Below are 17,584 nucleotides of genomic sequence, written 5' to 3'. Positions count from 1 at the left end.
GGACGGCGGGAGCGTGCTGCGCTCACTCTAGGCCCTCGGGCGGCTGCTGTGGGTGACAAGTCTGTTGAGATGCCCGCCCTCGGGTGCGGATCCGGCCGGTGTGTGACGTCCCGTCAACAACCGGTCCGGTCGGCACCCTCGACGGCGGCGGCCCGGGACCGCCGGGCGCGCAGGGCGGCGTCGGCCGCTGCCGCGGCTGCTACCGCCGCCGCTGCGGCAGCCGCAGGGGCGGCCTCGCGGCGGCTCTGCTCGGGGATGGCGGCTCTGCCCTGGGCCCCGGGAACGGCCGGGACCGCAGGGGTGGCGCGGCCCGCGGGATCCGGCTCGCCGCCGGTCCGCGCGTCGGGGCGGCCGGCGGCGCGCGCGGCGCCCTGCGCGCCGGAGCGGTCGGCGCGCTCGGCGGCCTCGCGGGCGGCCAGGTAGGCCTCCACCGCGGCGATGCCGTAGACCGGCTGGATCAGCTGCTGGCCCTTGAAGAAGGGCCGGGCCGGGGCGAATCCGGCGGCGACCACCAGGTCGCGGATCTCCGTTATCTCCGCCTCCGAGCGTGCGGTGAAGCGGACCTCCCAGCCCTTCTTGTACGCCCGTCCGTCCTCGCCGCCGCGTCGGGCGGGGTCGGGGCGGCGGACGTAGCCGGGCAGGCGGCCGAGGCGCAGCTGGGCGGTGCGCTGGGCGGAGGACTCGTCACGAGGCATGAGGGTGATGGTAGGCAATGGGCCGGGGTCGGGGGACTGCGGGGTGGTACTCCACCGTATGGCCTTGATCACTCTGGGTCAGTATCCGCAGGTGGTGTCGGCGGGGGTGTCGGCGGCCCGGCAGGTGTCGATTCGATGAAAATCGGATGGTACAGGCCAAAGTCCGATCTAATCCGGCAACCGAAGGAACGCCCTATCCGCCAAATGGGTGAGGGTATGGGGACTTTAGTGCGGAGCAGTCCCGTTTTCGCGACGGTTGGGTAACAGGTCGTCAGGTCAGGAGTGCCGTGTCAGAGGTCCGGGGGAGGGTTGACGACATGAGCTACCAGATCCCGTCCCAGCCGTTGTCCCTCGAAGAGCTGGCGCGCCGGCAGCAGAACGTGATCACCGCCAGCCAGTTGCGCGCCCGCGGCGTGCCCACCCGCCTGGTCAGCGAGCAGTGCCGGCGCGGCGGGCCCTGGCAGCGGCTGCTTCCCCGGGTGTACCTGCTCCAGGAGAGTGAGCCGACCCCCGAGCAGCGGATGTGGGCGGCCCTGCTGTACGCGGCGCAGGACGGGCGGGTGGAGGGCGGCCGGGAGGGTGCGGTGATCACCGGTGCGGCGGCGCTGGCGCTGTACGGCTTCGTCTCGATGCCGCGGCTGCCCGCCGTCGTCGGCGTGGAGGTGCTGGTGCCCCGCCAGCGGCGGCTGAAGGACGCGGGGGAGGTGCGGATCCGGCGTACCGCGCGTGCCCTGGTGGCCCGCTCGGTGCACGGCCTGGCCTGCGCCCCGGTGGCCCGCGCGGTGGCCGACGCGGTCCGCGAGTGGACCGACGCCGGCGCCTTCGAGACCGGTGCGATCGGCCCGGGCCTGCTCCGCTCGGTGCTCAGGGAGGCCGTGAGCCGCCCCGAAGGTGCCTGCACGGTGCGGGAGTTGCTGGGCGAGCTGCGCGACGCCGAGCTGCTGGAGACGCCCCGGGTGCGCGCCGCGCTGGACGAGCTGCTGGCCGCCGAGCGGGAGTCGGTGTTCGGCCGGATCGGCGAGCTGATCGACGAGTGGCTGCTGCCCGTCCCGCTGACCGGCCCGGAGCTGCGGATGCGCGGCGGCACCTACGTCGCGGTGCCGGACCTGTACTGGCCCGAGGCGGCGGTGGCGGTCGAGGTGGACTCCGAGCTGCGCTGCGTCAGCGAGGGCGAGGCGGCCTGGGTGCGCGGCGGCCAGCACCGGATGGAGTACCTGGGCGTGCGGGTGGTGCACGTGTGCGGGCAGCGGCTGGCCGCCGAGCCGGACGCGGTCGGCGGCGAGCTGCGCGAGGCCTTCGCCCTGGGCGGGGAGGACGTGGTCGAGCTGGTGGTCACCGAGCGGTGACCCGGGCGGAGCAGGGTCAGCCCCGGACCACCGGGGTGCCGGTCAACTCGACCCCGGCCGACCGGAGTTCGGTCAGTGCGGTCTCGGTGGTGGCGGCTGCCACGCCGGCTGTGAGGTCGAGCAGCACGCGGGTGGCGAAGCCCTCGCGGACGGCGTCCAGCGCGGTCGCCCGCACGCAGTGGTCGGTGGCGATGCCGACCACGTCGACCTCGGTGACCTCGCGCTCGCGCAGCCAGTCGGCGAGCCCGCCGCCGTGCTCGTCCTCCCCCTCGAAGCCGCTGTAGGCCGCGGCGTACGCGCCCTTGGAGAAGACCGCCTCGATCGCGCCGGAGGTGACCGACGGGGCGAAGTTCGGGTGGAAGCCGACGCCCTCGGTACCGGCCACGCAGTGCGCGGGCCAGGAGCGGACGTAGTCCGGCTCGGCCGCGAAGTGCGCGCCCGGGTCGATGTGGTGGTCCCTGGTGGCCACGATGTGGGTGTAGCCGGGCTGGGACTCGGCGATCAGGTCGGTGATCGCGGCGGCGACCTCGGCACCGCCGGCGACGGCCAGACTGCCGCCCTCGCAGAAGTCGTTCTGCACGTCGACGACGATCAGGGCCCGGTGCATGGCTGGCTTCTCTTCTCTTGCTCGGGTGTTCGGGTGCGGCGTTGAAAACTCTAGGGAGTGACGCGCGTAGGCGGAAGGGTGCGCGCGGAGGCCTCCCCGCGCGATCAGCCCAGGAGCTGCTCGGTGACGATCACCGGTTCGCCCTTGGAGAGCTGGGTGGCCGACAGCGGCAGCCCGGCGCGGGCCCGCAGGTGGCGCTCGCGGGCGGCGGCCAGCGGCTCCCGGCCGACCACCTCGCCCTTGCGGATCAGCGGCACGTGCAGCAGGTGCGGCTCCAGCTCGGCCGGGACCGGCCCGGTGCCGACCACCTCGGACTCGGCGATGCCGTCCGCGTCCGGCCGGCGCGCGGCCCACTTGCGGCCGCCGACGCTGGTCTTGCCGCCCGCCGAGCGCTTGGCGACCGGCTCCAGCGGCCCGCCGGGGGTGCTCGCCCGGGCGACCAGCTTGTAGACCATGGCGCAGGTCGGGTGGCCGCTGCCGGTGACCAGCTGGGTGCCGACGCCGTAGCCGTCCACGGGTGCGGCGGCCAGCGCGGCGATGGCGTACTCGTCCAGGTCCGAGGTGACGATGATCCGGGTGCCGGTGGCGCCGAGCTCGTCGAGCTGGCGGCGGACCCGGTGGGCGAGCAGGGTCAGGTCGCCGGAGTCGATCCGGACCGCGCCGAGGCCCGGGCCGGCCACCTCGACCGCGGTGCGCACCGCCTCGTTCAGGTCGTAGGTGTCCACCAGCAGGGTGGTCTCCCGGCCCATCGAGGCGATCTGGGCGGTGAACGCGTCCCGCTCGCTGTCGTGCAGCAGGGTGAAGGCGTGCGCGGCGGTGCCGGTGGTCGGGATGCCGTGGGTGAAGCCGGCCTCCAGGTCGGAGGTGGCGCTGAAGCCCGCGACGTACGCGGCCCGGGCGGCGGAGACCGCGGCCCGCTCGTGGGCCCGGCGGGCGCCCATCTCGATCACCGGGCGGTCGCCCGCGGCCGCGGTCATCCGGGAGGCCGCGGCGGCGATCGCCGAGTCGTGGTTGAGGATCGACAGGATCACCGTCTCCAGGATCACCGCCTCGGCGAAGGTGCCCTCGACGGTGAGCAGCGGCGAGCCGGGGAAGTAGACCTCGCCCTCGGGGTAGCCGTGGATGTCGCCGGTGAAGCGGTAGTCCGCGAGGAAGCGCAGGGTGTCCTGGTCGACCACCTGCTGGTCGGCCAGCCAGTCCAGCTGCGGGGTGGTGAAGCGGAAGTTCTCCACCGCGTCGAGCACCCGGCCGGTGCCGGCCAGCACGCCGTAGCGGCGGCCCGCGGGCAGGCGGCGGGTGAACACCTCGAAGACCGAGCGGCGCTCGGCGGCGCCGCTGCGCAGGGCGGCCTGCAGCATGGTCAGCTCGTAGCGGTCGGTGAGCAGCGCGGTGGAGGGGTGCGCGGTGATGGCGTCCATGGTGATGATGCTACCACCACTTAACGTCAGTTTGACGATATCTCGCGGGAGGCAACCCTGATTCGCCCAGGAGTCCCCCGGATGGAAGCATGGACGGGGGCAAACGAAGGTCAACGAGGAGAGTCAGCCTGTGAGTGTCGCGCCGGTGGAGATCGAGCGCCCGGAGGTAGAGAGCGCTCCGGTGGCGGAGCCCGACACCCCGTGGGTGACCATCGTCCACAACGACCCGGTCAACCTGATGAGCTACGTCCAGTACGTCTTCCAGGCCTACTTCGGCTACCCGAAGGACAAGGCCCGGAAGCTGATGATGGAAGTGCACACCAAGGGCCGGACGGTGGTCTCCAGCGGCACCCGCGAGGAGATGGAGCGGGACGTCCAGGCCATGCACGGCTACGGCCTGTGGGCCACTCTCCAGCACGACTGACCGATCACGACCGAGGACAGATACGGAACCCATGGCTGGCTTGTTCGAGACCGCCGGAGGCGGCGCCGCCGCGATCACACTGGACGAGGTCGAGGCCTCCATCCTGCGGTCGCTGGAAGTGCAGATGCTGGAGCTGATCGGCCCCGGGCCCGGCGGGGAGAGCGCGGACCCGCTGGCCGCGCTGTTCGCCGAGGGGCCGACCGAGGCCCCGGAGGACCCGGCGCTGCTGCGGCTGTTCCCCGACGCCTACGGCGCGCCCGGCGAGCGGGCCGACGCCGAGACCGTCGAGATGGCCGCCGAGTTCCGCCGCTACACCGAGCTCGACCTGCGGGCGCGCAAGCGCGAGGACGCGCTGACCGTGGTCCGGGCGCTGGACCCGCTGCTCGGCGAGGGCGGCGTGCTCAAGCTCTCCACCGAGGAGTGCGTGCGCTGGCTTGGCGCGCTGAACGACCTGCGGCTCACCCTCGGCACCCGGCTGGAGGTCACCGAGGAGGACGACGAGGGCCTCTACCGGCTGCCGGACGACGACCCGCGCAAGCCCCTGGTGATGGCCTACCTCTGGCTCGGCGCGATGCAGGAGAGCCTGCTGGAGGCCATGGCCGGCTGAGCCGGCCGAGTCGGCCGAGCCGGTGCTCAAATAACGCTCAGATGTGCACCGGTATCCGGTGTGTCCGTGTTTGACTGCGAGGCATGGCGCAGCAGGCATACGACGAGGTGACCGACCCCGTACCGGACGAAGAGGGCTACGAACGGGGTCTGAACAGCCGTCAGATCCAGATGATCGCGATCGGCGGGGCGATCGGCACCGGGCTCTTCCTCGGTGCCGGCACCGCGATCTCCAAGGCCGGCCCGTCGCTGATCCTCAGCTACGCGGTGGCCGGCGTGGTGATCTTCGTGATCATGCGCGCGCTCGGCGAGCTGCTCACCTACCGCCCGGTGGCGGGCAGCTTCGCCGAGTACGCGCGGGAGTTCCTCGGCCCGTTCGCGGGCTTCGTCACGGGCTGGACGTACTGGCTGTTCTGGGTGGTCACCGGCATGGCCGAGACCACCGCGGCGGCGGTGTACGTGCGCTTCTGGGCGCCCGGCTGCCCGCAGTGGCTCAGCGCGCTGGTCTTCCTGCTGCTGCTCTACGCGGCCAACCTGATCTCGGTGAAGCTGTTCGGCGAGATCGAGTTCTGGTTCTCGATGGTCAAGGTCACCGCGATCATCGGGATGATCCTGATCGGCATCGGCGTACTCACCATCGGCTTCAGCGACGCCGGGGACACCGCCTCGATCACCAACCTGTGGAAGGACGGCGGCTTCTTCCCCAAGGGTGTCGGCGCGACCGTGATGACCCTGCAGATCGTCATGTTCGCCTACCTGGGCGTGGAGCTGGTCGGTGTCACGGCCGGCGAGAGCGAGAACCCCCAGAAGACCCTGCCGCGCGCGATCAACACCCTGCCCTGGCGGATCGTGCTGTTCTACGTCGGCGCGCTGACCGTCATTCTGTCGCTCGTCCCGTGGACCGAGTTCCAGCCCGGCGTCAGCCCGTTCGTGGCCGCCTTCGGCAAGGTCGGCATCCCCGCGGCGGCCGGGATCATCAACTTCGTGGTGCTCACCGCCGCGCTCTCCTCGTGCAACTCCGGGATGTACTCCACCGGCCGGATGCTGCGCGACCTCGCGCTGCGCGGCCAGGCCCCCGGGCGGCTCACCGCGCTCAACCGCAGCCGCACCCCGGCCGTCGCGATCACCCTGTCCTGCCTGCTGATGGGCGCCGGCGTGGTGCTCAACTACCTCGTGCCGGCACGGGCGTTCGAGTACATCACCTCGGTCGCCACGGTCTGCGGGCTGTGGACCTGGTCGGTCATCCTGCTCAGCCAGATCCGCTACCGGACGGCCTGGCGGCGCGGGCACCTGCCGCCGCCGAGCTTCCGGGCCCCCGGCGGGGCCGGGCCGAGCTGGATCGCGCTCGCCTTCCTGGCCATGGTCGTGGTGCTGATCGCGCTGGACCAGGACGCCCGGATCGCGCTCTACGTCTTCCCGGCCTGGGCGCTCGCCCTGGTGGTCGGCTACCGGGTGCTCGGCCGGCGCAATCCGGCGGCCGTGCACGGCGCCCCGCACGAGCACCTGCACGCCCGAAACGGCCGGTGAGGGCCCGCCGGAGCGTCTCGCTATCCTGACCGCATGCTGACCATCACCCGAGAACTGCGCGACCGGATCGTCGCCCACGCCCGCGCGGACCACCCGGACGAGGCCTGCGGCGTCATCGCCGGTCCGGCCGGCAGCGGCCGGCCCGAGCGGTTCGTCCCGATGCTCAACGCGGCCCGCTCGCCCACCTTCTACGAGTTCGACTCCGGCGACCTGCTGAAGCTGTACCGCGAGATGGACGACCGGGACGAGGAGCCGGTGGTGATCTACCACTCGCACACCGCGACCGAGGCCTACCCGTCCCGGACCGACGTCAGCTACGCCTCCGAGCCCTTCGCCCACTACGTGCTGGTCTCCACCGCCGAGGGCACCGAGGAGTCCGACCCCTTCCAGTTCCGCTCGTTCCGCATCGTGGACGGTGTGATCACGGAGGAAGACGTCGAGGTGGTCGAGGCCTACCGGGCCTGATCACGGCGCACCCCGAGGGGGTCCGCCGGCCCCGCCCCGAGCGCGGCCGACGGGCCCCTTTCTCATTCCCCGGAACGGATGCGACCGGATCGCGAGACAGGCATGTCGGGAGGGGGCCGGGAATCTATACGATGAGTCCATGCGTTCCGTCGATGTGAGCAATCAGGCCCCAGGCACCCGCCTCGTGGCGCGCCTGCACGTCGACCTGTGCCGGCTCGCCAGCGCGATCTGTCCCGGCACCTCCGACGCCCGCTGACTTCGGCACACCCAGCCGCCCCGGCGCCCCCGGGGCCCTTCCTCCTGCCGCGCCCGAGCCCGGCACCCCGAACTCACCCCACCAGGAGCGCACAGCCATGGCCATCGAGGTCCGCATCCCGACCATCCTCCGCACCTACACCGACGGCGCCAAGGCCGTCGAGGGCACCGGCACCAACCTCGGGGAGCTCTTCGCCGACCTCGACGCCCGCCACCCGGGCATCGCCGGCCGCCTGCTGGACGGCGGTGAGCTGCGCCGCTTCGTCAACGTCTACCTGAACGACGAGGACGTCCGCTTCCTGGAGGGCATCTCCACCGCCCTGGCCGACGGCGACAGCGTCACCATCCTCCCCGCCGTCGCCGGTGGCATGAAGTAATGCGCTACGACAGCCCGATCGAAGCCGTCGGCAACACCCCCCTGGTCCGGCTGCCCCGGCTGTCCGGGGCCGTCCCCGGGAACGAGGACGGGCTGGTCACCCTCTGGGCCAAGCTGGAGGACCGCAACCCCACCGGCTCGATCAAGGACCGCCCGGCCCTGCACATGATCGAGCGGGCGGAGGCCGACGGCCGGCTCACCCCGGGCTGCACCATCCTCGAACCCACCAGCGGCAACACCGGCATCTCGCTCGCCATGGCGGCCAAGCTCAAGGGCTACCGCATGGTCTGCGTGATGCCGGAGAACACCAGCGAGGAGCGGCGCGAGCTGCTCCGCATGTGGGGCGCCGAGATCATCTCCTCGCCGGCCGCCGGCGGCTCCAACACCGCCGTGCGGATCGCCAAGGAGATCGCCGCCGAGCACCCCGACTGGGTGATGCTCTACCAGTACGGCAACCCCGACAACGCCGGTGCGCACTACGCCACCACCGGCCCGGAGATCCTCGCCGACCTGCCCACCGTCACCCACTTCGTCGCGGGCCTCGGCACCACCGGCACCCTGATGGGCGTCGGCCGCTACCTGCGGGAGAAGGTCCCCGGCGTACAGATCGTCGCCGCCGAGCCGCGCTACGACGACCTGGTCTACGGCCTGCGCAACCTCGACGAGGGCTTCGTCCCCGAGCTGTACGACGCCGAGGTGCTCACCACCCGCTTCTCGGTCGGCTCCGCCGACGCGGTGCAGCGCACCCGCGACCTGCTCCAGCAGGAGGGCATCTTCGCCGGCGTCTCCACCGGCGCGATCCTGCACGCCGCGATCGGCGTCGCCCGCAAGGCCGCCAAGGCGGGTCAGCGGGCCGACGTGGTCTTCGTCGTCCCGGACGCCGGCTGGAAGTACCTGTCCACCGGCATCTACACCGCCGAGTCCACCGAGGCCGCGGTGGAGGCCCTGCAGGGCCAGCTCTGGGCCTGACCCGGCACCTCCCGAAGGCGCGGCACCCCCTCGCGGGTGCCGCGCCTTCGGTCTGTGACACTCCGGGATTTATCCGTTCCGTGTGACCGCTTCGTCACGGAACGTCGACCGGGTCGGTCGGGCACTCAAGGCCCTCGTTGGTCCGGAAAAGCTGATCGCGCACCCGGATCGCCCACACCCCCGGAGGTGGCCCTCCATGCCAGGACCCGAACTCTGGTCGTACGTCGAGATCGCCCGCCACATCAACGTGCAGGTCGAGACCGTCCGCAACTACCGCCGGCACGGCCTGCTGCCCGACCCGGACACCGTCGACGCCGCAGGTCACCCCCGCTGGTACGCCGAGACCGTCCGGGCCTGGGCCCGCAACCGGCCCCGCCGGCGCTGACCTCACCGCCCCCGGCCCGTTCTGGTGATTCCGCCCACAGCCCGGCACGGGGACGGGGGCAAAGTGCCGCGCGGCCCTTACTCTCGACAGGCGAACACCCCGCTACCAGCAGGTAGTGCGGGCCGCTGCGGACCATGACCCAACGGGGCGGGAAGGGCTCGGCATGAAACTGACCGTGGTGGGATGCTCGGGGAGCTTCCCGTCCGCCGACTCGCCGTGCTCCAGCTACCTGGTGGAGGCGGACGGCTACCGCCTGGTCCTCGACCTCGGCAACGGCGCCCTCGGCGCGCTGCAGAAGTACTGCGGCCTGTACGACGTGGACGCGATCCTGCTCAGCCACCTGCACGCCGACCACTGCGTCGACCTGTGCGCGTACTGGGTGGCCCGCAACTACCGGGTCGAGGGCTGCCCCGACCCGGTCCCGGTGTACGGCCCGGCCGGCACCGCCGAGCGGCTCGCCCGCGCCTACGACATGCCGGAGAAGCCCGGCATGACCGAGGTCTTCGACTTCCGCACGCTCTCCGACGGCGCCGAGCTGCGACTCGGCCCGCTCACCGTCACCGCCGTCCGGGTCAACCACCTGGACGCCGAGGCGTACGGCTTCCGGATCGACCACGGCGGCCGCAGCCTGGTGTACTCCGGCGACACCGGCACCTGCCCCGAACTCGTCGAGCTGGCCCGCGGCGCCGACCTCTTCCTCTGCGAGGCCGCGTACACCGACGGCAAGGAGACCTTCGAGTCGATCCACCTCAACGGCACCCAGGCGGGCGAGCACGCCGCCGCCGCCGGGGTCGGCCGCCTGGTGCTCACCCACATCCCGCCGTGGACCGACGCCGAACGCAACCTCCGCGACGCCTCCGCCGGCTACCCCGGCCCGGTCGAACTGGCCCGCCCCGGAGCCGTCTACGAGCTGTGAACCGGGGTGAGCCAGTGCGCGTAGCGCGGCTCCGCCCCGGTCACCGCCGCCCGGTACAGCTCGGCCAGACGCTTCGTCAGATCACCTTCGGCGGAAGGTAGTTCACGGTCGTCGAGGGAGGCGACCGGCACCACCCCGGCCGCCGTCCCGCAGACGAACACCTCGTCCGCCGCGTACAGGTCCGAGCGCAGCAGGCTCTCCACCCGCACCTCCACGCCCAGATCGCGGGCCAGCGTCAGCACGGTGTCCTGGGTGATGCCCTCCAGCGCGCCCGCGCTGGCCGGCGGCGTGCGCAGCACCCCGCCGCGCACCGTGAACACGTTCTCCGCACTGCACTCGCTCACCGAGCCGTCGCTCGCCAGCAGCAGCGCCTCGTCGTACCCCGCGTCGGTCGCCTCCCGCCGGGCCAGCGCCGAATTCAGGTACGGCCCGGTGCCCTTGGCGGCCGGCGGCACCGAGTTCGGGTCGTTGCGCCGCCAGCTGCTGGTCTTCAGCCGCAGCGGCCGCCCGCCCGGGTGGTCGGGCCACTCCCAGCCGGCGATCACCGTGGTGGTCGGGGAGTTGCGCATGTCCAGGCCCATCGAGCCGTAGCCGAGGAAAGCGAAGTGCCGCAGGTAGCACGAACGGTGGCCGTTCGCCCGGACCAGCTCCACCGTCGCCTCCGCCAACTCGGCCGCGGAGAACGGGAGTCCGATCCGCAGCATCCGGGCGCTGCGCTCCAGCCGGGCCAGGTGCTCCGGCAGCCGGAAGACCGCCGGCCCGTCGGCGGTGTCGAACACCCGGGTGCCCTCCAGCACCCCCGTGCCGTAGTGCAGCCCGTGCGACAGCACGTGCACCTTCGCCCCGTGCCAGGGCACCAGCGCGCCGTCGAGCCAGATCGTGGAAGCCTCATTCATCGCCATGCCGCCCATCCTGGGCGCCCCTCCCGGGCCCCGGGAGGGGCGCGGCGGCGCCGGATCCGGCCATGGCCGGGACCGGACCGGCCGTCTCGGATACTGGAATGAGGCGTCCGGATCGCGGCCCCGGCCCTAGGGTCCGGACGTGGAGACCAGCGCCGCCCTGTACGCCCTGCTGCTCGCCGACCCGGGCCGCGAGGCCGCCGATCTGCGCGCCGAACTCGGCTGCGGTGAAGACGAGTTCGAATCCGCCGTCGGCGAACTTCGGGCGCTCGGACTGGCCCCGGCGGGCGGCCGGCTGACCGCCGTCCCGGTGGACACCGCCGTCCGCGCCCTGCTCGCCGACGCCGACCACCGCTTCGCCGAACTCGCCGACCGGGCCCGCGCCACCCGGGCCGCCGTCGACCGGCTGCACACCGACTTCCTGCCGCTGCGGACCGCCCCCGCGCACGAACTGGTCCGCGGCCCCGACCGGATCGCCGCCCTGCTCGAGGACGCCGCCCGCGGCGCCCGCACCGAGGCCCTGTCGCTGCGCCCCGGCCAGGACCGGTCGCCGGGCGCCCTCGCCGACAAGCTCGCCCGCGAGCGGATCGCCCTCGCCCACCGGGTCGAACTGCGCACCATCTACCCGGTCGCCGCCCTGCACCGGCCCGCCGTGCTCGCCCACGTCCAGGAGCTGACCGCAGCCGGCGCCAGGATCCGGGTCGCCCACACCCTGCCGCTCTGGCTGATCGTGGTCGACGCCCACCTGGCCGTGCTGCCCGCCCCCGGCGAGGCGGGCGCCGCCGCGGTGGTGGTCCGCGACCCGGCCGTGGTCGGGGTGGTCCGCGAGCTCTTCGAGCACTTCTGGGCCGCCGCCTGGATCCCGCCCGAGCTGCTCGGCCCGGCCGCCCCGGACGACCGCCACCGCGAGGTCCTGCGGCTGCTCGCGGCCGGCCTCACCGACCGGGCGATCGGCCGCAAGCTGGAGATCTCCGACCGCACCGTCCGCCGCCTGGTCGCCGACCTCACCGCCGACCTCGGCGCCGACTCCCGCTTCCAGGCCGGCGTCCACGCCGCCCGGCTCGGCTGGATCTGAGCGGTGCGCGGACGCCGAAGGACCCCGCCCTGAGCAGCTGGGCGGGGTCCTTCGGCGGTCGGGTGCGGGGCGTCAGGCCTTGGTGACGTCCTCGACCTCGTCGTCGTCCTCGCGACCGGGGGTCTTGAGGTCGAACTTGGTGATCGCGAAGCGGAAGATCGTGTAGTACAGCGCCGCGAAGACCAGGCCGATCGGGATGATCATCCACGGGTTGGTGGCCTTGCTCCAGGCCAGGCCGTAGTCGATCAGGCCGGCCGAGAAGGTGAAGCCGTCGTGCACGCCGAGCGCCCAGGTGACGGCCATCGAGACGGCGGTGAGCAAGGCGTGGATGACGTACAGCACCGGGGCGATGAAGACGAAGGCGAACTCGATCGGCTCGGTGACACCGGTGACGAAGGAGGTCAGGGCCAGCGACATCATCATGCCGAGGACGGCCTTGCGGCGGTGCGGCTTGGCGGCGTGGGCGATGGCCAGCGCGGCGGCGGGCAGCGCGAACATCATGATCGGGTAGAAGCCCGACATGAACTGTCCGGCCGTCGGGTCGCCGGCGAAGAAGCGGTGCAGGTCGCCGTGGACCACGGTGCCGTCGGCCTTGGCGTAGTCACCGGTCTGGAACCAGGCGTAGGAGTTGACGAACTGGTGCATGCCGACCGGCAGCAGACCGCGGTTGACCAGGCCGAACGCGCCCGCACCGAGCGCGCCGGCACCGATCAGGCTGTCGTTCAGGCTCTTGATCGCGTCGCCGATCGGGCCCCAGGTCAGGGCGAAGATCACGCCGACGGCGGTGCCGACGAAGGCCATGATGATCGGGACCAGGCGGCGGCCGTTGAAGAAGCCGAGCCAGTCGACCAGCTTGGTGCGGTGGTACTTCTGCCACAGCACGGCGCTGAGCAGGCCGATCACGATGCCGCCGAGGACGCCCGGGTCCTGGTAGGTGGCCGGGATGTCCTTGCCCGGCATGATCTTGTACTCGGTGATCGGGAACGCGGTCAGCACGTTCTTGTAGACCAGGAAGCCGACCAGGGCCGCCAGCGCCGTGGAGCCGTCCGCCTTCTTGGCGAAGCCGATGGCGATGCCGACCGCGAACAGCAGCGGCAGGTTGGCGAAGACGGCGTCACCGGCGGTGGCGAAGACGGCGGCGACCTTGTTCCAGCCCAGGCCGTCCTTGCCGAACACGTCGTCCTGGCCCAGGCGCAGCAGCAGACCGGCCGCGGGCAGGACAGCGATCGGCAGCTGGAGGCTGCGGCCGATCTTCTGCAGGCCCTGCAGGAGGCTCTGGCCGTACTTCTTGCCGGGCTTGGGGGCCGGCGCCGAGGCGGGCGCCGGTGCCTGCGCAGTCGTACTCATGGGGGTGGTTCCTTACGGCATGGCGGGTCGGTCGGGTGCTGCATCGGGGGCCGACACGCGGACTGGTCTACACCACAAGTGGTGTAGACCAGTTTTCTAGCACGGGCCGAGGGGGCGCGGAACCCCGGGAAGCCTCGCAGGTGGGAAGCGCTATGAAATCGAAACCTTCCTGCGGATTGTCGATCTTCGCTACCCGCTGTAGTCGATATTTTGGCGAGTTGCTCAACAAAATGCCCTCCCCCACCCCTGACCGGCAGTGAGAGAGGGTGTTCCGTTGACGAACCGTCAGGCCTTGGTGATGTCCTCGATCTCCTCCTCGGGCTCGCGGCCCGGGGTCCCGAGGTCGAACCTGGTGATCGCGAAACGGAAGAGCGCGTAGGAGGGGACGGCGAGGACCGGGCCGATCGGAATGACCATCCAGGGCGAGGTGGCCAGGTTCCAGTTGAGCAGGTAGTCGATCGGGCCGGCCGAGAAGCTGAATCCGTCGTGCGCCCCGAGCCCCCGGGTGAGCGCCATCGACAGGCCGGTGAGCAGCGCGTGGATCACGTACAGCACCGGGGCGACGAACATGAAGGAGAACTCGATCGGCTCGGTGACGCCGGTGGCGAAGCCGGTCGGCGCGACCGAGAGCATCATGCCGAGGACGGCCTTGCGGCGCTCGGGCCGGGCGCAGTGGGCGATGGCGAGGGCGGCGGCCGGCAGGCCGAACATCATGATCGGGAAGAAGCCGGTCATGAACTGGCCCGCGGTCGGGTCGCCGTGGAAGAAGCGCGGGATCTCGCCGTGCCGGACCGCGCCGGAGGCGTCGGTGAAGGAGCCGACCTGCTGCTGGAAGAAGGTGTTCAGGAACTGGTCCATGCCGACCGGGATCGGCCGGCGGCCGTTGAAGAAGCCCGGCCAGTCGACCGGCTTGGTGCGGTGGTACCGCTGTTACAGCACCGCGGCCGGCAGGCCCATCACGATGCCGCCGAGCACGCCGGGGTTCCGCGGGGTGCCGGCCGGGGTGTCGGCGGTGACCGAGCCGGCCGTCGGGAAGGCGGTCGGCACGTTCTTGAAGACCGGGTAGCCGGCCATCGCGGCGAGCGCGGTGGAGCCGTCGGCCTTCCTGGCGAAGTCGATCGCCACGCCGACGCAGAACGGCAGCGGGAGGTTGGCGAAGACCGCGTCGCCGGCCGTGGCGAAGACCGTGGCCACCTTGTCGATCTTCTGGAGGCCCTGCATCAGGCCGGCGCCCGGCTTCTTCGCCGGTGGGGCCGCGGGTGCGGTCAACGTGCTCATGGGCTGTCCTCCGACGGTGGGCGTCCTTGCGCACCGGTGGCCAGGGGTGCGCGCATCGGTCTGCATCAGTTGGGTGCGAAACCGTTCTGGCGCGGATATGTCCGCCATAAGAAAATCGCCGGACGGTCGTCCTGCCCGGATATTCCCCGGTGAATTCCGGCAGGGTATTGAGTCCTTTTCCGGATATGCCGAAGGCCCCCGGGCGGATGGGTCCGGGGGCCTTCGGCGGTCTTTTGCGGGATCAGGCCTTGGTGACGTCCTCCACCTCGTCGTCGTCCTCCCGGCCCGGTGTCTTGAGGTCGAACTTGGTGATGATGAAGCGGAACAGCACGTAGTAGACGACCGCGAAGCAGAGTCCGATCGGAATGATCAGCCAGGGCTTGGTGGCCAGCCCCCAGTTGATCACGTAGTCGATCAGGCCGGCGGAGAAGCTGAAGCCGTCGTGGACGCCGAGCCCCCAGGTGACCGCCATCGACACACCGGTCAGCACCGCGTGCACCGCGTACAGGAGGGGCGCGATATAGGCGAAGGAGTACTCGATCGGCTCGGTGACGCCGGTGAAGAAGGAGGTCAGCGCCACCGAGGTCATCAGGCCGTAGATCTCCTTGCGGCGGTGCGGCTTGGCGCAGTGCGCGATGGCCAGGGCCGCGGCCGGCAGGGCGAACATCATGATCGGGAAGAAGCCGGAGGTGAACTGGCCGGCCGTCGGGTCGCCCGCCAGGAAGCGGTTGATGTCACCGTTGACCACCGTGCCGTCCGGCTTGGTGTACGAGCCGAACTGGAACCAGACGAAGGTGTTCAGCAGCTGGTGCATGCCGATCAGCAGCAGCGAGCGGTTGGCCACGCCGAAGATGCCGGCGCCCCACGAGCCCAGGTCGGCCAGCCACTGCGAGAAGTCGTTCAGGCCGTCGCCGATCGGCTGCCAGATCCACACCATCAGCGAGCCGAACAGCAGGCCGACCATCGCGGTGATCATCGGCACCAGGCGCCGGCCGTTGAAGAAGCCCAGCCAGTCCACCAGCTTGACCCGGTGGTAGCGCACCCACAGCCAGGCCGACATCAGGCCCATCAGGATGCCGCCCAGCACGCCCGGGTTCTGGTAGACGGCGTTGCTCGACTTCTGGGTGGCGAAGTCCACGCACTGGTTGCCCTTGAGCACCGCGCCGCCGGTGCAGTCCACCGGGAAGGCCTGCAGGACGGACCAGTAGACGAGGAAGCCGGCGACCGCGGCCAGCGCCGTCGAGCCGTCGGCCTTCTTCGCCATGCCGATCGCCACGCCGATGCAGAAGAGGAGCGGCAGACCGAGGGAGGAGCTCAGCAGGGCCCCGCCCGCCGCGGCGACCGCGGCGGCCACGTTGTTCCAGCCGAGGCCGTCGGCGCCGAACACGTCGGGCTGGCCGAGCCGGTTCAGGATGCCCGCGGCGGGTAGGACGGCGACCGGGAGCTGCAGGCTGCGGCCCATCTTCTGCAGGCCGCCGTAGAAGGTGTGCCACCAGGGCGTGTGCGGGGCTGTGGCGCCTGCCGAACTCATCATGGCCCTCCGAGTGCCGTGTCCAGGGCGGCGGCGCCGTAGGATTGGTGTAGACCACTCGTCGGGACGCCGCCGTGCTCGCCCGGTCGGGATACCGGTGATCGTCATCCTCCGGTCCCGATAAAGGGGGGCGCGCGGCGAAATAGCCCAAAAGTGGACTAACGTGGCACACCGGCAGAAACCATGCCATCTTCGGCAGTGACCACGCACACCGCAGTACGGCACCCGGCGACCGACCGCCGAAGCGCCGAGACAGAGGGAGAAAGACCATGGCCAGCAAGGCTGAGAAGATCGTCGCCGGTCTCGGCGGCATCGAGAACATCGACGAGGTCGAAGGCTGCATCACCCGCCTGCGCACCGAGGTTCACGACGCCTCCAAGGTCGACGAGGCCGCCCTCAAGGCCGCGGGCGCCCACGGTGTGGTCAAGATGGGTACCGCGATCCAGGTCGTCATCGGCACCGACGCCGACCCGATCGCCGCCGAGATCGAAGACATGATGTGAGCTGAGCCGCCACGGCTCCGCCCCGCGCGAAGGCCCGCCGCCCCACCCGGACGGCGGGCCTTCGCGCGCCCCGGTGCGACCGGCGCCCGCCGGACAGGCCTTAGGCTCGACGGCATGTCACGCATCGACGGCCGCACCCCCGACCAGCTCCGCCCGATCACCATCGAAAGGGGCTGGAGCAAGCACGCCGAAGGCTCCGTCCTCGTCTCCTACGGCGACACCAAGGTGCTCTGCACCGCCAGCGTCACCGAAGGCGTCCCGCGCTGGCGCAAGGGCAGCGGCGAAGGCTGGGTCACCGCCGAGTACTCCATGCTCCCGCGCGCCACCAACACCCGCGGCGACCGCGAGTCCGTGCGCGGCAAGATCGGCGGCCGCACCCACGAGATCAGCCGGCTCATCGGCCGCTCCCTGCGCGCCGTCGTCGACCACCGCGCCCTCGCCGAGAACACCATCGTCCTCGACTGCGACGTCCTCCAGGCCGACGGCGGCACCCGCACCGCCGCCATCACCGGCGCCTACGTCGCCCTCGTCGACGCCGTCGCCTGGGCCCGCGACAAGAAGCTGCTGCGCGCCAAGGGGCAGCCCATCACCGGCGGCGTCTCCGCCGTCAGCGTCGGCATCATCGACGGCGTCCCGATGCTCGACCTCCGCTACGAGGAGGACGTCCGCGCCGAGACCGACATGAACATCGTCTGCACCTCCGACGGTCGCTTCGTCGAGGTCCAGGGCACCGCCGAAGGCGCCCCCTTCGACCGCGACCTGCTCAACCGGCTGATCGACCTCGGCGCCCTCGGCTGCGCCGAGCTCGACGAGATCCAGCGCAAGGCCCTCGGCGCCTGACCTCCTGAGGGGCCGAGTCGCCGCGGGGCCGAGCCGCGGCGGGGCCCGGGCGGCCGCCTGAACGGGGGTCAACCATTACGGGGTGGTGACACGCGCGTGCTGTACACGCCGCGTGCCCACCC

General features: G+C 71.7%; 19 protein-coding genes and 1 pseudogene. 13 read left to right on the top strand and 7 right to left on the bottom strand.

What is annotated here, in order from left to right:
- Positions 1–113: 113 nt before the first annotated feature.
- Positions 114–695, bottom strand: a complete 582-nt coding sequence (locus ACGFX4_RS28960; protein ID WP_393080336.1) for a hypothetical protein — start codon at positions 693–695, stop codon at positions 114–116.
- A 317-nt stretch (positions 696–1,012) separates the two neighbouring features.
- On the opposite strand from ACGFX4_RS28960, the gene ACGFX4_RS28955 reads away from it, so the two are divergent.
- Positions 1,013–2,041, top strand: coding sequence for a hypothetical protein (locus ACGFX4_RS28955; RefSeq protein WP_393080334.1), 1,029 nt, complete (start codon positions 1,013–1,015; stop codon positions 2,039–2,041).
- A 16-nt stretch (positions 2,042–2,057) separates the two neighbouring features.
- Here the strand turns inward: ACGFX4_RS28955 and ACGFX4_RS28950 are convergent, their stop codons facing one another.
- Both ACGFX4_RS28950 and ACGFX4_RS28945 read right to left on the bottom strand, forming a co-directional pair.
- Positions 2,058–2,648: an isochorismatase family protein gene (locus ACGFX4_RS28950; RefSeq protein ID WP_393080331.1), complete on the bottom strand. Its 591-nt coding sequence runs from the start codon at positions 2,646–2,648 to the stop codon at positions 2,058–2,060.
- Between the two features lie 104 nt (positions 2,649–2,752).
- A complete protein-coding gene (locus tag ACGFX4_RS28945) occupies positions 2,753–4,066 on the bottom strand; it encodes a nicotinate phosphoribosyltransferase (RefSeq protein WP_393080328.1) in 1,314 nt (437 codons plus the stop codon).
- Positions 4,067–4,196: 130 nt separating this feature from the next.
- On the opposite strand from ACGFX4_RS28945, the gene clpS reads away from it, so the two are divergent.
- The 9 genes from clpS (at position 4,197) to ACGFX4_RS28900 (ending at position 9,989) form a co-directional block, all read left to right on the top strand.
- Positions 4,197–4,490 (top strand): ATP-dependent Clp protease adapter ClpS, encoded by a 294-nt coding sequence (gene clpS, locus ACGFX4_RS28940; protein WP_393080325.1) that lies wholly within the window; start codon positions 4,197–4,199, stop codon positions 4,488–4,490.
- A gap of 31 nt (positions 4,491–4,521) precedes the next feature.
- A complete protein-coding gene (locus tag ACGFX4_RS28935) occupies positions 4,522–5,097 on the top strand; it encodes a DUF2017 domain-containing protein (protein WP_393080323.1) in 576 nt (191 codons plus the stop codon).
- A gap of 83 nt (positions 5,098–5,180) precedes the next feature.
- On the top strand, positions 5,181–6,623 hold the full coding sequence (locus ACGFX4_RS28930; RefSeq protein WP_393080321.1) for an amino acid permease: 1,443 nt from the start codon (positions 5,181–5,183) through the stop codon (positions 6,621–6,623).
- A gap of 33 nt (positions 6,624–6,656) precedes the next feature.
- Positions 6,657–7,088 (top strand): Mov34/MPN/PAD-1 family protein, encoded by a 432-nt coding sequence (locus tag ACGFX4_RS28925; RefSeq protein ID WP_393080318.1) that lies wholly within the window; start codon positions 6,657–6,659, stop codon positions 7,086–7,088.
- 139 nt (positions 7,089–7,227) lie between these two features.
- Entirely contained in the window at positions 7,228–7,344 is a 117-nt protein-coding gene (locus tag ACGFX4_RS28920) for a putative leader peptide (RefSeq protein WP_345697289.1), read from the top strand.
- Positions 7,345–7,441: 97 nt separating this feature from the next.
- Positions 7,442–7,720: a MoaD/ThiS family protein gene (locus ACGFX4_RS28915; protein ID WP_345697288.1), complete on the top strand. Its 279-nt coding sequence runs from the start codon at positions 7,442–7,444 to the stop codon at positions 7,718–7,720.
- On the top strand, positions 7,720–8,688 hold the full coding sequence (locus tag ACGFX4_RS28910) for a PLP-dependent cysteine synthase family protein (protein ID WP_393080315.1): 969 nt from the start codon (positions 7,720–7,722) through the stop codon (positions 8,686–8,688). The genes ACGFX4_RS28915 and ACGFX4_RS28910 overlap by 1 nt, the downstream gene beginning before the upstream one ends.
- A 196-nt stretch (positions 8,689–8,884) precedes the next feature.
- Positions 8,885–9,073, top strand: a complete 189-nt coding sequence (locus ACGFX4_RS28905; RefSeq protein WP_393080312.1) for a MarR family transcriptional regulator — start codon at positions 8,885–8,887, stop codon at positions 9,071–9,073.
- A gap of 163 nt (positions 9,074–9,236) precedes the next feature.
- Positions 9,237–9,989: an MBL fold metallo-hydrolase gene (locus ACGFX4_RS28900; protein ID WP_393080309.1), complete on the top strand. Its 753-nt coding sequence runs from the start codon at positions 9,237–9,239 to the stop codon at positions 9,987–9,989.
- Here ACGFX4_RS28900 and ACGFX4_RS28895 read toward each other — a convergent pair.
- Positions 9,977–10,891 (bottom strand): branched-chain amino acid transaminase, encoded by a 915-nt coding sequence (locus tag ACGFX4_RS28895; protein WP_393080306.1) that lies wholly within the window; start codon positions 10,889–10,891, stop codon positions 9,977–9,979. The two genes, ACGFX4_RS28900 and ACGFX4_RS28895, sit on opposite strands and share 13 nt — an antisense overlap.
- A gap of 139 nt (positions 10,892–11,030) precedes the next feature.
- On the opposite strand from ACGFX4_RS28895, the gene ACGFX4_RS28890 reads away from it, so the two are divergent.
- Positions 11,031–11,963 (top strand): LuxR C-terminal-related transcriptional regulator, encoded by a 933-nt coding sequence (locus ACGFX4_RS28890; protein WP_393080303.1) that lies wholly within the window; start codon positions 11,031–11,033, stop codon positions 11,961–11,963.
- Positions 11,964–12,035: 72 nt separating this feature from the next.
- Here the strand turns inward: ACGFX4_RS28890 and ACGFX4_RS28885 are convergent, their stop codons facing one another.
- From ACGFX4_RS28885 to ACGFX4_RS28875, 3 genes and pseudogenes are all read right to left on the bottom strand, one after another.
- Positions 12,036–13,310 (bottom strand): PTS transporter subunit EIIC, encoded by a 1,275-nt coding sequence (locus ACGFX4_RS28885; protein WP_393080300.1) that lies wholly within the window; start codon positions 13,308–13,310, stop codon positions 12,036–12,038.
- A gap of 285 nt (positions 13,311–13,595) precedes the next feature.
- Positions 13,596–14,588 (bottom strand): annotated as a pseudogene (locus ACGFX4_RS28880) (PTS transporter subunit EIIC).
- 241 nt (positions 14,589–14,829) lie between these two features.
- Complete coding sequence (locus tag ACGFX4_RS28875; protein WP_345701845.1) at positions 14,830–16,119, bottom strand: PTS transporter subunit EIIC; 1,290 nt, start codon at positions 16,117–16,119, stop codon at positions 14,830–14,832.
- 269 nt (positions 16,120–16,388) lie between these two features.
- Between ACGFX4_RS28875 and ACGFX4_RS28870 the strand changes: the two genes are divergently transcribed.
- Both ACGFX4_RS28870 and rph read left to right on the top strand, forming a co-directional pair.
- Positions 16,389–16,622: a glucose PTS transporter subunit EIIB gene (locus tag ACGFX4_RS28870; protein WP_014135942.1), complete on the top strand. Its 234-nt coding sequence runs from the start codon at positions 16,389–16,391 to the stop codon at positions 16,620–16,622.
- 114 nt (positions 16,623–16,736) lie between these two features.
- The gene (gene rph / locus ACGFX4_RS28865; protein ID WP_345697281.1) at positions 16,737–17,462 is read left to right on the top strand and encodes a ribonuclease PH; all 726 of its coding nucleotides are present in this window, start codon (positions 16,737–16,739) and stop codon (positions 17,460–17,462) included.
- Positions 17,463–17,584: the final 122 nt, after the last annotated feature.

Source organism: Kitasatospora sp. NPDC048365 (genome assembly GCF_043200835.1).
Taxonomy (GTDB): domain Bacteria; phylum Actinomycetota; class Actinomycetes; order Streptomycetales; family Streptomycetaceae; genus Kitasatospora; species Kitasatospora terrestris.
Note: the sequence above shows the minus strand (reverse complement) of the source record. Positions and strands in the feature narration are given on the sequence as shown.

What these genes read in the sequence shown, in the direction of transcription:
- ACGFX4_RS28960 (WP_393080336.1), bottom strand. Translation starts at nt 695, where the DNA reads ATGCCTCGTGACGAGTCCTCCGCCCAGCGCACCGCCCAGCTGCGCCTC.
- ACGFX4_RS28935 (WP_393080323.1), top strand. Translation starts at nt 4,522, where the DNA reads ATGGCTGGCTTGTTCGAGACCGCCGGAGGCGGCGCCGCCGCGATCACA.
- ACGFX4_RS28955 (WP_393080334.1), top strand. Translation starts at nt 1,013, where the DNA reads ATGAGCTACCAGATCCCGTCCCAGCCGTTGTCCCTCGAAGAGCTGGCG.
- ACGFX4_RS28875 (WP_345701845.1), bottom strand. Translation starts at nt 16,119, where the DNA reads ATGAGTTCGGCAGGCGCCACAGCCCCGCACACGCCCTGGTGGCACACC.
- ACGFX4_RS28910 (WP_393080315.1), top strand. Translation starts at nt 7,720, where the DNA reads ATGCGCTACGACAGCCCGATCGAAGCCGTCGGCAACACCCCCCTGGTC.
- ACGFX4_RS28885 (WP_393080300.1), bottom strand. Translation starts at nt 13,310, where the DNA reads ATGAGTACGACTGCGCAGGCACCGGCGCCCGCCTCGGCGCCGGCCCCC.
- ACGFX4_RS28930 (WP_393080321.1), top strand. Translation starts at nt 5,181, where the DNA reads ATGGCGCAGCAGGCATACGACGAGGTGACCGACCCCGTACCGGACGAA.
- ACGFX4_RS28905 (WP_393080312.1), top strand. Translation starts at nt 8,885, where the DNA reads ATGCCAGGACCCGAACTCTGGTCGTACGTCGAGATCGCCCGCCACATC.
- ACGFX4_RS28920 (WP_345697289.1), top strand. Translation starts at nt 7,228, where the DNA reads ATGCGTTCCGTCGATGTGAGCAATCAGGCCCCAGGCACCCGCCTCGTG.
- ACGFX4_RS28895 (WP_393080306.1), bottom strand. Translation starts at nt 10,891, where the DNA reads ATGGCGATGAATGAGGCTTCCACGATCTGGCTCGACGGCGCGCTGGTG.
- rph (WP_345697281.1), top strand. Translation starts at nt 16,737, where the DNA reads ATGTCACGCATCGACGGCCGCACCCCCGACCAGCTCCGCCCGATCACC.
- ACGFX4_RS28870 (WP_014135942.1), top strand. Translation starts at nt 16,389, where the DNA reads ATGGCCAGCAAGGCTGAGAAGATCGTCGCCGGTCTCGGCGGCATCGAG.
- ACGFX4_RS28945 (WP_393080328.1), bottom strand. Translation starts at nt 4,066, where the DNA reads ATGGACGCCATCACCGCGCACCCCTCCACCGCGCTGCTCACCGACCGC.
- ACGFX4_RS28915 (WP_345697288.1), top strand. Translation starts at nt 7,442, where the DNA reads ATGGCCATCGAGGTCCGCATCCCGACCATCCTCCGCACCTACACCGAC.
- ACGFX4_RS28950 (WP_393080331.1), bottom strand. Translation starts at nt 2,648, where the DNA reads ATGCACCGGGCCCTGATCGTCGTCGACGTGCAGAACGACTTCTGCGAG.
- ACGFX4_RS28925 (WP_393080318.1), top strand. Translation starts at nt 6,657, where the DNA reads ATGCTGACCATCACCCGAGAACTGCGCGACCGGATCGTCGCCCACGCC.
- ACGFX4_RS28900 (WP_393080309.1), top strand. Translation starts at nt 9,237, where the DNA reads ATGAAACTGACCGTGGTGGGATGCTCGGGGAGCTTCCCGTCCGCCGAC.